Source organism: Nocardia sp. NPDC049190 (assembly GCF_040648115.1).
GTDB lineage: Bacteria > Actinomycetota > Actinomycetes > Mycobacteriales > Mycobacteriaceae > Nocardia.
In genome coordinates this window covers 60,022-72,374 of record NZ_JBEZDE010000017.1, presented here as the reverse complement: position 1 = coordinate 72,374, position 12,353 = coordinate 60,022, and the positions used below count along the sequence as shown (strand labels likewise).

At 68.8% G+C, this 12,353-nt stretch carries 10 protein-coding genes; 6 read left to right on the top strand and 4 right to left on the bottom strand.

Features of this window, described 5'->3' with window-relative positions:
* Positions 1 to 231: 231 nt before the first annotated feature.
* Genes AB0B25_RS16985 through AB0B25_RS16975 form a run of 3 tightly spaced genes read left to right on the top strand, consistent with a single transcriptional unit; the run spans position 232 to position 3,199 of the window.
* On the top strand, positions 232 to 1,542 hold the full coding sequence (locus AB0B25_RS16985) for a hypothetical protein (protein WP_357179847.1): 1,311 nt from the start codon (positions 232 to 234) through the stop codon (positions 1,540 to 1,542).
* A 52-nt stretch (positions 1,543 to 1,594) separates the two neighbouring features.
* Positions 1,595 to 2,038 (top strand): DUF3151 domain-containing protein, encoded by a 444-nt coding sequence (locus AB0B25_RS16980; RefSeq protein WP_357069550.1) that lies wholly within the window; start codon positions 1,595 to 1,597, stop codon positions 2,036 to 2,038.
* 12 nt (positions 2,039 to 2,050) lie between these two features.
* Positions 2,051 to 3,199 (top strand): FUSC family protein, encoded by a 1,149-nt coding sequence (locus tag AB0B25_RS16975; RefSeq protein WP_357179844.1) that lies wholly within the window; start codon positions 2,051 to 2,053, stop codon positions 3,197 to 3,199.
* Positions 3,200 to 3,337: 138 nt separating this feature from the next.
* On the opposite strand, the gene AB0B25_RS16970 is transcribed toward AB0B25_RS16975, so the two are convergent.
* Together AB0B25_RS16970 and AB0B25_RS16965 are read right to left on the bottom strand one after the other, a co-directional pair.
* Positions 3,338 to 4,120, bottom strand: coding sequence for a site-2 protease family protein (locus tag AB0B25_RS16970; RefSeq protein ID WP_357179841.1), 783 nt, complete (start codon positions 4,118 to 4,120; stop codon positions 3,338 to 3,340).
* Complete coding sequence (locus tag AB0B25_RS16965) at positions 4,117 to 4,776, bottom strand: hypothetical protein (protein WP_357179839.1); 660 nt, start codon at positions 4,774 to 4,776, stop codon at positions 4,117 to 4,119. Before AB0B25_RS16965 ends, AB0B25_RS16970 begins: the two co-directional genes overlap by 4 nt.
* 281 nt (positions 4,777 to 5,057) lie before the next feature.
* On the opposite strand from AB0B25_RS16965, the gene AB0B25_RS16960 reads away from it, so the two are divergent.
* Both AB0B25_RS16960 and AB0B25_RS16955 read left to right on the top strand, forming a co-directional pair.
* Complete coding sequence (locus AB0B25_RS16960; RefSeq protein WP_357179836.1) at positions 5,058 to 6,347, top strand: adenylosuccinate synthase; 1,290 nt, start codon at positions 5,058 to 5,060, stop codon at positions 6,345 to 6,347.
* A gap of 113 nt (positions 6,348 to 6,460) precedes the next feature.
* Positions 6,461 to 9,064 carry a LuxR C-terminal-related transcriptional regulator gene (locus AB0B25_RS16955; RefSeq protein ID WP_357179833.1) on the top strand — a complete coding sequence of 868 codons (2,604 nt, stop codon included), beginning with the start codon at positions 6,461 to 6,463 and terminating at the stop codon, positions 9,062 to 9,064.
* A 500-nt stretch (positions 9,065 to 9,564) separates the two neighbouring features.
* Here the strand turns inward: AB0B25_RS16955 and AB0B25_RS16950 are convergent, their stop codons facing one another.
* A complete protein-coding gene (locus tag AB0B25_RS16950) occupies positions 9,565 to 10,203 on the bottom strand; it encodes an MGMT family protein (protein WP_357179830.1) in 639 nt (212 codons plus the stop codon).
* 49 nt (positions 10,204 to 10,252) lie between these two features.
* On the bottom strand, positions 10,253 to 10,669 hold the full coding sequence (locus AB0B25_RS16945; protein WP_357179827.1) for a hypothetical protein: 417 nt from the start codon (positions 10,667 to 10,669) through the stop codon (positions 10,253 to 10,255).
* A gap of 63 nt (positions 10,670 to 10,732) precedes the next feature.
* On the opposite strand from AB0B25_RS16945, the gene AB0B25_RS16940 reads away from it, so the two are divergent.
* Positions 10,733 to 12,235, top strand: a complete 1,503-nt coding sequence (locus AB0B25_RS16940; RefSeq protein ID WP_357179824.1) for a PLP-dependent aminotransferase family protein — start codon at positions 10,733 to 10,735, stop codon at positions 12,233 to 12,235.
* The last annotated feature ends 118 nt before the right edge of the window (positions 12,236 to 12,353 follow it).

Here is a 12,353-nt window from a genome sequence, read left to right as displayed (position 1 = left end):
CCGCTCGGCGACACGGTCTTGCTCGCGGGCGCTGGTTTGCCAGCTGGAGTTTCGCTGTCCTGTGCGGAACTCGGGGCGGCCGCGTCCGCAGGAACGGCTGGAACACCCGCTGACTGCTGATCACGTGCTGTTACGGGGTTGCTTGCCGCTTTCGATGCCGGGGTGCCTGTTGCGCCCGTGCCGCTCTTCGCTGTGGCGCGGTCGGCTGAGGACTGCTGATCGCGTGCTGCCTTGGGTCCGCTTGCCGCGTTCGATGCCGGGGTGTTCGGTGCTGCGGGTCCGCTCTTCGACGCGGCCCGGTCGGCCGAAGTGGGCGCACTCGCGGGCGTGGCCGTGCGCTCCGCGGTCGTGTCAGCTGCCGCCGAACTCGCTGCCGCGGTTCCGGCACCCGGCCGGTCGACACCGCCGCTCGCTGTCGCGGTTCGGTTCGGTTGTGCCGCAGCATTTTTCGATGTAGAACCACTCGGTGAGGCCGCGCCGGTCGATGGATCCGGCGCGCTGTCGGCGGCCGCTCGGCCTCGCTTGATCACCTCGGTCGGCGCCGCGCTCGGTGCGGATCCGGCCCGCGAGGCAGCCGCGGCGGATTTGGACGTCTCGCTGTCGCCGGCTCCTGCTGGCTTCGCCGACGTGGCGGGCGTGCGGTCGATCGCCGCTGTTCGCGCTTCCGCACCGTTCCCGGGGGCGCGATCCGCTGGGACGCCAGGCTTCGAATGTGGCTCCGCTGTGCCGGATCTGCGGCGCTCGCCCGAGTCATCTGTCGCCGCGCCGGCCTTACCGGCACTCCCGGAGGCGGCTGTGCCCGTGCGCGCCGAACCAGGGATTGCCGCGTCGGGCCCGTTTGTGGCTTCCTGGGCGCGAGGGGGCGATCCGGGCGCGGCTCGGTTCGCCGCGTCGGCCGGTGTGCGGGTCGAGTTGTCGACCGCACCACCGGGTCTCGCGGCGGCGCTCGGGCTCTTCGGCTTGGGGGCGGCAACGTCCGTGCGGCCCGCGGCGCCGGATGTGGCGGAACTGGTGCGGGCCGCAGCTCCCGACTCGGATGAGTTCGTGGTGGCCGCCGACTTGGGCGCGCCGGCGCCGGGAGCAGGGGCGATCGTGGGATCGGAGGATGGTGCGTTCGTGGTATCCGCGCTGCCGGTCGCCGCGGCGGCGGCTGTCGATGACGCGCTCTTCGGGCCGGCGACCCGACCGGTACCGGTGGCGCCACGCGTCTTGGCCGGGGTGCTGACCTGGGGCACGCCGGATGGTGTGCCGCTTGCGGCCGCGGAAGGTTTCGATCCCGCACCGGACTTGTTCGCCGCACCGCCTGCCGCGGCCGTGCCGGTCGATCCTTGCCGCGCCGCCCCGGCCGCAGCATCCGACCGTTGTCCGGCGGGCGACTGCGAGGTCGCGGCCGGGACGGTCCGATCGTCCTTTCCGGCGACCGGGGCACGTTCGGTGACGGCGTCGGCCCCGGCTGCGTCCGCCGGTCGGGCGCCATCGCGCGCCGGGATCTTCTCGTCGTTCGGGTCGGACACGCACACCCCTCGCTCGCGGAACAGTTGAAGTCGACGGCCAGCCTAACGAGCAAATCGGCCAGCGGTGCACAATGAACCGCATGACCTCGTTCGGTGATCTGCTCGGACCGCAACCGGTACTACTACCCGAAATCTCCGATGCCGAGGATGCGCTCCTCGATAACGCCGATCCCGTGCGGGTCGCGGCGGACCATCCGTCCGCCTCGATCGCCTGGGCCTACCTCGCGGAGGCGGCGCTGACCCGCGGTGAAAGCCAGGACGAGGCGGTCAATCATGACATCGTCGCCGCGTACGCCTTCGCGCGCACCGGCTACCACCGCGGCCTCGACCTACTGCGTCGAAACGGCTGGAAGGGCTTCGGTCCGGTGCCCTGGAGTCATGCGCCCAACCGTGGATTTCTGCGCAGCGTCGGCGCGTTGGCCCGCGCGGCCAAAGCGATCGGCGAGACCGAGGAGTACGCGCGCTGCCTGGATCTGCTCGAAGACTGCGACCCCCGTGCGGCCGCGGAACTCGGCCTCGACTGAATAACCGGATAGTTGATCGACCTGAATACTCGCGTCGGCACGGTCCGGGCGAGCGGCATTGTCCGGCTGCGCTCCTCGTGGGCGCGGCTGCGGAAGTCGGTACTACCGATCATCCAGTGCGCGGTCGGCGCCGCGCTGGCCTGGTTCCTCGCGCATCACGTCATCGGTCACACACTGCCGTTCTTCGCCCCCACGGCGGCGGTGGTGTCGATCGGCATCTCATTCGGCGCCCGGCTGCGACGCTCGGTCGAGCTGGTGGTCGGTGTCGCGGTGGGCATCGGCATCGGTGACCTGTTCGTCTCCCACGCGGGGACCGGCGTGTGGCAGATCGCGCTGGTGGTCGCGGTGGCGATGGCCGCGGCGGTGTTCCTCGACGGCGGTTCGATCATCACGATGCAGGCGGCGGGTTCCGCGGTGCTGGTCGCCACGCTGCTTCCGCCCTCGGCGGGCGGCGGTTTCTCCCGGATGATCGACGCGCTGGTCGGCGGCCTGGTCGGCGTGGTGGTCGTCGCCGCGATCCCACTGCATCCGGTACGGCGCGCCAAAACGCTGGCTGCCGAAATCCTCGGCGTCATGGGCAAGTCGATCACCGAGTGTGCGGACGGACTGCTCGAACAGGACCCGGAGAAGCTGCGCCGCGCGCTCACCGCGGTCCGCGCGACCCAACCGCAGATCGACTCGTTGCGCGCCACACTGGAGGGCGGACGCGAGATCAGCCGGATCTCGCCGCTGTACTGGAACTCCCGCACGCGCCTGGAGCGCATCAGGGCCACCGCGGATCCGCTCGACAATGCCGTCCGCAATACCCGAGTCCTGTTGCGGCGCTCGCTGTCGCTGGTCCTCGACGACGAGATCCTCGACCCCGGATTGATCGACGAGGTGGAGCGGCTCGGTCAAGCTGTCGACGTGGTGCGCCGCATGATGCTGGCCGAACCCGGCGAGCAGCCCGATCGCGCCGAGGCCGCCCGCGTGCTGCGCTCGGTCGCGAAGGCCGCGCGACCGGAATTGTTGGCGGGCGCGGGCCTGTCCGCGCACGTCGTGTTCGCGCAGGTGCGTTCGACGCTCGTCGACCTGATGCAGGTGTGCGGCCTGCAGCGGATCTCCGCGATGGCCCTGCTGCCGCCGACGGTCAAGAACCCGTACGTGCCGCCCGAGTCCTGACCGGAACAACTCCGCGAGATTCGGACAGCACGCCGGGTGCGGGGATCGGCTCGCGGCCGGATGAGTTCGCACGGTGATCTGCGGTCAGCGCGCTATCGGTGTCCCGTCCGCGCACGCGCCGTACCGAGCCGCGTCGGATCAGGTCCAGAAGCGGGTCAGGTAACTGCCGTATCGCGACCAGTTCGCCGGAACGCCGGACAGTTCGAAAAGCGCGTACACCGCGTCGAAGAACACTTGGTTGACGGCAGGCGTGAACAGCAGCGCGAACAGGATCAGCATGCCGAACGGCTTGAACTGGTCGAGCGAGCGTCGGGTCCGGTAGCTCAGCGATGGCTCGAGGATGCCGTAGCCGTCGAGACCGGGCAGCGGGATCAGATTGAGCAGTGCCGCCGTGATCTGAAGGAACGCAAGAAAACTCACGCCGAACCACAACGCCGGATGCGAACTCGCGCTGCCGGCGAACCGGACGACCACCAGCAGCAGCGCCGCGCACAGCGCATTCACGGCGGGCCCGGCGCCGCTGATGATCCGCTGTGTGCGTGGCGCGACGTTGTGGGTGTGCACGTAGACCGCTCCGCCCGGCAGGCCGATTCCGCCGAGCGCGATGAACACCATCGGCAACACGATCGACAGCAGCGGATGGCTGTACTTCAACGGGTTCAGCGTCAGATACCCGCGCAGCTCGACTTCGCGGTCGCCGGCGCGCCATGCCGTGTACGCGTGCGCGAATTCGTGCAGACACAGCGTGACGACCCAGCCGAACACCACGAACACGAACACCCCGACCTTGGCTCTGGTCGAGTCGACCGCGGCGCCCCAGGCCAGCGCTCCGCCGACCGCCGTGAGGATGATCACGAGCAGAAAGACCGGGCTCGGCCGGATCGCGCGCCGCCTGCGGTCGATCGGGAACGGAGAGGTCATCGGACCAACAACCACGACTCGTGGTGCCGGTAGAAGCTCGAGCGGGGCACGGGCCGGTCGGCGCGGACACCGTCTCTGGTCACGATCGCACCGTGAGCGCCGAGCTGGGCGGCCCGCCCGTCGAGCCAGCGACGCTTGCGGATTCCCTTCTGCACGGTCGCCTGTACGCCGGGCAGTTCGAGGCTCGGTGAGACGAGCATGGCCTTCACATTGCCAGAGAACAATTGGGTGTCGTCGACGTAGGCTTCGCCCTCCAGCTTCTCCTCGCCGACACCGGTGATTCGCGCCCGGCCGACGAGCACCTTGCCGGTGTCGTCCCTGATCAGTGGCGTCTCGACGGCGCGGCCCTCGATGGCGCGCTTGGCGGCGGCGTTGCCGGTACCGGTTTGGTAGACGCGAGAGCCGTGGGTCTTGTCGACGGGCACGTAGCCGATCTCCACGTGGAGCCGTTCGGTGCGCATCAGATGGGTGAGGACCGCGGCGAGCGCGGCGTCCGCACCGAGCACGATCAGGCGTGGCCGGCTGTCGGCGGCCAGCACCGGAAGTAGCTCGTCGATTCCGGCGGGGTCGGGGATGGCGGCCGTCTGGGTGGTCGGCAAGGCCGCGAGTGCGATGGGAACGGGTGCGCCGTCGCAGCGGAGAACTCGGGTACTCAAACTGCCGTACACACTCCTCGGTCGAGCCGACATCGTCGGGCCCCTCGCCACTTCGGGGCGAACCCCGCGGTCCGCTCCCGTTTACGCCGCGCCGCCGCTCGGCGTGCCGTGCAACCATAGCCCTGCACGGCTTCGACCACACGGTTGTCGAGCCTACGACGAGATCCGACGCCGCGCCGCTTCGGACGGGTCGGCTAGACTGCCCTTCCGGCCACCGCCTCAATACGGCAGGTAGCTGCAACACGTCCAGTGTTGCCTGTCGAACCGTAGGAGACACGACCATGCCGGCAATCGTCCTCATCGGCGCCCAATGGGGTGACGAGGGTAAGGGCAAAGCGACCGATCTACTCGGCGGCCGGGTGCAGTGGGTGGTCCGCTACCAAGGCGGCAACAACGCGGGACACACCGTGGTCCTGCCCAATGGGGACAATTTCGCCCTGCACCTGATCCCCTCCGGGATCCTCACACCAGGCGTGACAAATGTCATCGGTAACGGCGTCGTCGTCGACCCCGGTGTGCTCCTCGCCGAGCTGGCCGGGCTGGAAGAGCGCGGCGTGGACACTACGGGCCTGCTGCTCTCGGCCGACGCGCACCTGATCATGCCGTACCACGTGGCCATCGATAAGGTCACCGAACGCTTCCTCGGCAACAAGAAGATCGGCACCACCGGTCGCGGTATCGGACCGTGCTACCAGGACAAGGTCGCCCGGGTCGGCGTCCGTATCGCGGACGTGCTCGACGAGAAGATCCTCACCCAGAAGGTCGAAGCCGCGCTGGAGTTCAAGAACCAGGTGCTGGTCAAAATCTACAACCGTCGCGCGCTCGACCCGCAACAGGTGGTCGACGAGGTGCTCGACCAGGCCGACAGGTTCAAACACCGCATCGCCGACACGCGGCTGCGGCTGAACCTGGCACTCGAACGCGGTGAGACCGTGCTTCTGGAGGGTTCGCAGGGCACTTTGCTGGACGTGGACCACGGCACCTACCCGTATGTCACCTCGTCGAATCCGACCTCCGGCGGCGCGGCGGTCGGCGCCGGCATCGGGCCCAACCGGATCAATACGGTGCTCGGCATCCTGAAGTGCTACACGACCAGGGTCGGTTCCGGCCCGTTCCCGACCGAGCTGTTCGACGAGTTCGGCACCTATCTGGCCAAGACCGGCGGTGAGGTCGGGGTCACCACCGGACGGGCGCGGCGCTGCGGCTGGTTCGACGCGGTGATCGCCCGTTACGCCACCCGCGTCAACGGGATCACCGACTACTTCCTCACCAAACTCGATGTGCTGTCCAGTCTCGAGACGGTGCCGATCTGCGTCGCCTACGACGTGGACGGCGAGCGGGTCGAACAGATGCCCACCACCCAGACCGAATTCCATCACGCGAAGCCGATTTTCGAGCAGATGCCCGGCTGGTGGGAAGACATCTCCGGCGCGCGCACGTTCGAGGAACTGCCGGCGAACGCGCAGGCGTACGTGTTGCGGTTGGAGGAGTTGTCCGGCGCCCGGATGTCCTGCATCGGCGTCGGTCCCGGCCGTGACCAGACGATCGTCCGCCACGACGTGCTGGGCTAGAACCTGTTCGAGGTCGGTGTGGTCTGCGGGAATTCGGCGCGATCACGAACAACGCGTCACCGGGCGCGCTTCGTAGGCTTCGATCATGATCGGTGAAGAACTACAGTGAGCGCATGGCTCGGAACTGGCCGATTATCCAGCGCGACAGTGAATTCGAGGCGATCAGTGCGGCGCTGACCGGTTCCGAGCAGGCCGGGGTGGTACTCACCGGCGATGCCGGGGTGGGCAAGACCACACTGGCTCGGCAGGCCACGTCCGCGATCGGCGGCACCATTCGTTGGGTGGCGGGCACCGAGTCGGCACGCGGCATTCCGCTGGGGGTGTTCGCGCATATGGTCGGCGTCTCGACGGCGCACGATCCGGTGACGTTCATGTCCGCCGCGCGCGAGGCGCTGCTCGCCGACGGGCACACCGTCATCGGTGTGGATGATGCCCATCTGCTCGACCAGCTCTCGGCCGCCTTGCTGTTGCAGTTGGCCATCGATAAGGCCGCGCATATCGTGGTCACAGTCCGCAGCGCGGTTCCGGTGCCCGACGCGGTCACCTCGCTGTGGAAAGACGGCCATTTGCTGCGCATCGATCTGCGTCCGTTCACCGAGCGGCAGAGCGTGCAGCTGGTGGAATCGATGGTGGGCGGGCAGTTGGAGGGGTTCACCGCCAATCTGATGTGGGAGTCCTCCGCCGGAAATGCCCTGTTCCTCCGGCATGTGGTGGAGGGAGCGCTGGAGGCGGGCACACTGCGTCAGGTCAACGGAGTGTGGCAGTTGCGCGGCCGGACCGCGGTGACCTCGGAACTGGCCGCGTTGCTGGAGGATCGGGTCGAGCAGCTGCCCGAATCGGTGCTTCGGGTGCTGGAACTGCTGACCTTCTGTGAGCCGATCGATCTCGACGTGCTCGTCGACTTGGCCGGTGAGGACGCCGTGGAAGCGGCGGAATCCCGTGGCGTGATCCGGGTGGTCGAGAATGCGCACCACTTGGTCGTTCGCTACAACCATCCGTTGTTCGGCGAGGTGATCCGGCGCAGGCTCGGTATCGTCTCGGCGCGGCGATTGCGCGGTCGTCTGTATTCCTCGCTCAAACAGCGGCCGATCAACTCCGCCGCCGACCGCATCCGACTGGCCGAACTGGCTTTGGACAGCGACAAATCCGCGGATTCGGCCTTGTTCGAGGCCGCCGCAGCCGACGCGATCGGGCTGGCGAACCTCCCGCTCGGCGAACGTTTCGCGCGGGCCGCGGTGCAGCGCAGCGGCGGCGTCGAGGCCGCCGATCTGCTGGCGCGGGCGCTGCTGTGGCAGGGGCATCGCATCGAGGCCGAGCGCATACTGGCCGGCTTCGACCCCGACCAGCTCGACGAGGTACAGCTCGCGCGTTGGGGCAGCACCAGGGTGGCGAATCTGCTGTGGGCGATGGGCGATGCCGACCGCGCGGACGACGTGCTGACGCTGGTGCGCGGCAAACTGAAGCATCCGAAGATCGGGATGATCTTCGATGGTCTCGCCTCGGCGTCGGCGGTGAACGAGAACCGGATCGAGGACGCGTTCGCCGCGGCGGAAGCGGTCATGACCACCGAGGACGCGCCGCCGTGGGCGGTGTGGTGGGCCGCGTTCGGCGGCGGCCTCGCGCTGGCGTTGATGGGCAAGGGCCAAGCGGCCAGGCGGTACGCCGCGCGCGGTCGCGCAGTGGAAGAGCATATCGACGGGCTGAACCGTTTCATGTCCACGCACGCCGAAGTGCTCGCACTGACGTTCACCGGCGATCTCGATGCCGCGCGTCGTTGTGCCGGAGCGTATTTCGGCTACTCCGCGCCGGGGCAGTATCTGGCGTGGGGCATGTCGAAGATCCTGCAGGGCACCGTCGACGTGGCGCAGGGCCGGTTCCCCGATGGTATCGAGCACCTGGAACAGGCGCTGGCCGCGCTGGCGGCGGAAGGCGCGGCCGCCTGGATGCTCCCGGCAAGGATTCGTCTGGCCGAGGCATACTCGGCGCTCGGCCGTGCCACCGAAGCCGCCGAGTCGATCGCCGAGGCCATCGCGCGCGGCGGCCGGCACTGCGCGGTCTACGAGCCGCAACTCGATCTCGCCCGCGCCTGGCTTGCCGCGGCGGAAGGCGCCGTCACCCTGGCTGTCCGGATCGCGTTGGCCGCCGCCGACGCGGCGGCCGGATCGCAACAACACGCGATCGAAGCGATGGCCCTGCACACCGCGGCCCGGTTCGGCGACCACTCGGTAGCGGGACGGCTGGCCGACCTGGCGGTTCGAGTAGACGGACGGCTGGTGCGGGCACAAGCGAGGCACGCGGTTGCGCTCGCCGCCCACGACGGCCCCGGCCTCGATGCCGCCGCAGCGGAATTCGAGCACATCGGAGCGATGCTGTCGGCGGCCGACGCGGCGGCGCAGGCCGCCTCGGCCTATGAGCGGGCCGGGGACCGGCGCAGACTGCTGGAATGCGCTGCCAGGTCGAACCGCCTCGCCGCCGCGTGCGGCGGAGCGAGCACGCCTGCGCTTCGGCAGGCCGCGCAACCATTGCCCTTGACCGCGCGGGAACGCGAGGTCGCGAATCTCGTCGCGGCCGGGCTGTCCAACCGGCAGATCGCCGACCGCCTCACCGTCTCGGTACGCACGGTGGAGGGGCATCTCTATCGTGCCTGCAGCAAGGTGGACGTCACTGATCGCGACGCGCTCGGCGCTGTGCTGCGCGGTGAATCCAGAGCCTGGTGAGAGTCTGCCGCGGACAACGTCTCCACGCGCGGGCGCGCCTTGTCCTCGGCGCGACGCCCTGGTTGTTAGGCTGACGCGACCAGGGTTTTCTTCGGTGCGTTTGGGGACGGATGGTGCGGATTCTCATCGGCGTTTGTACGGTTGCGGCCGGGATGGCGTTGACGCTCGGCTGCTCCGACGGGCCGCGAGCGCCGATTCCCGGTACACCGTCGGCGATCAGCCCGATATCGGCGACCCCGAGGTCGGAGACCCCACAGGAGCGAAGCTCCCGAATCAGACAGAAGCTGATCGAGCTGGGGTGCACGTCGAACTCCTGCATCCAGACGTACTTCGGCTGTGCGGACGGCTACATCACCGGGGAGGCCTGCACGTTCTACCGGGAGCATCCGATCAACTGAGCTGGGCGGGTTCCGTCCGTGGCTGAGCTTCGGAATCACGAATAGCCCCTGGGTGCGGGCGCGAAGGGACCGAGCGTTCGCCGGAGACGAGCGCGGGCCTGCTCAGAACAGCGTCGGCTCGCCGAACCCTGATGTGCGCTCGATCGCCAGCAACCGCTGTTTGGTGTCGATGCCGCCGGGCGCGGAGAATCCGTGCAACGCATGGTCGGCCGCGAGCACGCGATGACACGGGATGATGAGCGGAATCGGGTTGCGGCCCAGCGCCTGCCCGACGGCCTGGGCTGCGCCCGGCGCGCCGACGCGTTCGGCGACCTGGCCGTAACTGAGGGTGCGGCCGGGATCGATGGCGCGCGTCACATTGTAGACGGCGCGGTGGAACTGCGGTATTCCGCTGGTGTTCACGGGAATCCACCGCAGATCGTCGAGTTCGCCCGCGAGGTGGGCACGGATGCCCGCGATCGCCTCGGCGATCGCGGCCGTGGGCGGCTGTTCTTGGACTTCCTCGTCCTGCTCTCCGGCGCGCGGGCGAGTGATGCGTTCGCGAGTCGCGGCCGGGCTCGCTTCCGGGAGCTGGAACCGGATCACCTCCGGTCCGCTCCACGCGATCGCGCAAGGGCCGATCACCGTGTCGAACAGCGCTGCCGCGAGAGGGCGGTCGGTCGGCGCTGCCGTACGGTCGGGGAGCACCGGCGCGATGGCGGTGCGGTCGACCGCGGGGGCAGAGCGAGTGGAGTCACTCATGAGCCAAGTCTGCACCCGAGGACCGACAGGTTTCAGCTGACCAGGCCAGTTATCCAACACTGGCCTGATTCGCATCGCTGAAGTCGCCGATCGACAGCGGCTCCGCCGCTGGGTCGGCCGGAACGATCACCGGCGAGCGCGTGGTCTTGTGCGTGCTACCGCCGCACTGGACTGATGCTGGTGAGCCGGGTTTCCGGCTCCGTGCGACCGGTCCGGACCCGCTGATCGGTCGCACGGCCTCCTCGGTGTCGGGGAGGCCCCGGTCCGGCACGTCGTTGCGCCCATATATCGCGGCGAGATCGGAGTATCTCCGCTGGTAGTCGTAGTGGGAGAGGGGCCGGTCGGACGCCAGTGCGCGTGGGTGGAAGCGTTCGAGCCGGAAGGCTCGCTCCGCACGTCTCGGTGCGAAGCGATAGATCAGATAGCCGGATGAAGCGGCGACGAGCAGGGCAGCGAGGAAAGTCATGAGGGAGAGCATCCGTCCGACTGGCCTTGTCAATAAATATCCAATTGGTCAATACTGGCCTGTATGGCGACGAGAGTGATCGGTGCGGGCAGTCTGGCTCGCGATCTGGGCAAGTGGCGGAACGACGACGGTGAGAGTGATTCGACCGGGCGGCGGCCCGCGCGCCCGGCGTATCTGGCGCTCGCCGAGGGTATCCGACTGCTGATCCATGACGGCCGCGCGCCGTTGGGCGTCGCGCTGCCCAGTGAGCGTGACTTCGCCGCCACCCTGGGGGTCAGCCGCACCACCATCACCTCCACGTACGCGCTGCTGCGTGACCATGGCTACCTGATCAGCCGTCAGGGTTCGCGCAGCACGGTGGCGCTGCCGCGCGACGTGCAGCACGACGGCATCAAGCCGGCCAGGAGCATCCTCGCGACGATGGGCTCGCCCGAGCTGCCGACCATCGACATGACCTACGCCGCCATGGCTGCTCCGCTGGAGATGCAGGAGGCCTACTCGACTGCGCTGGAAGGGATTCCGGCATATCTCGGGACGCATGGCATGGATCCGGTCGGTGTGCTCGCGTTGCGCGAGGCGATCGCTCGCCGCTACACCGCGCGCGGTCTGCCGACCGATCCCGACCAGATCCTGGTCACACTCGGCGCCCAGCACGGCTTGCGCCTGTTGTTGAACGTACTCACCGCACCCGCCGCCCGGGTGCTCATCGAACACCCGACCTATCCGAACGCCATCGAGGCCATCCGCGATGTCGGTGCCCGCCCGGTGCCGGTGCCGCTGCGCCCGGAAGACCCCGCGGGTGGCTGGGACCTCGACGGAATCCGCAGCGCCGCACGGCAGACCGCGGCGACGCTGGCCTACCTGGTACCCGACTACAACAACCCGACCGGCCTGCTGCTCGGCGCCGATGGCCGCGCCGAGCTGGCCGCCATCGCCAGGGAAACCAGGATGACCATCGTGATCGATGAGTCCATGGCGGATCTCGGGCTCGGCGACGACGTGCCGCCGCCTCCGGTGGCGGCGTTCGCCAAGGGCGCGGAGATCGTCACGATCGGCTCGGCCTCGAAATCGTTCTGGGGCGGTCTGCGCGTCGGTTGGATTCGCACCAATCAGTCGCTGATCACCAAACTGCTCGGCATCCGCTCCACGGTCGATCTCGGCACGCCCGTGATGGACCAGTTGGCCACGGTTCATCTGCTCGAGCACGCGGAGGTCATCCTCGATCGCCGCTGCGACCAACTGCGTTCGCAGCGCGCCGCTCTGCTCGATGCGCTCGCCGAGGAGTTGCCGGACTGGGGGGTGAGCGTCGGTTCCGGCGGCATGTCGGTGTGGGCACAGCTGCCTCGATCGGTGTCGACCGCGTTGGCCGCGACGGCGCCCAACCACGGGGTATTACTCGCCGCGGGACCGAGGTTCGGCGTGCAGGGCGCCTTCGAACGATTCCTGCGACTACCGTTCACCCACCCCGAGCCCGAATTGCGGTTGGCGGTCAAGGCGATTGCCTCCGCCTATGACGCGTTGACACCACGTGCCGCCGATCCGTTGACGCCGCTGACCTGCTATTGATCAGAGCGAACGGTCCAGTTATCCTGCCCCGGGGCTGGGAGGATCCTCGCCGGCGGCACTTCCCCTCCGAGCGCCGCCGGGCACGACCGGCCCGCCACCCCTCGGGGCTGGCCCTCGT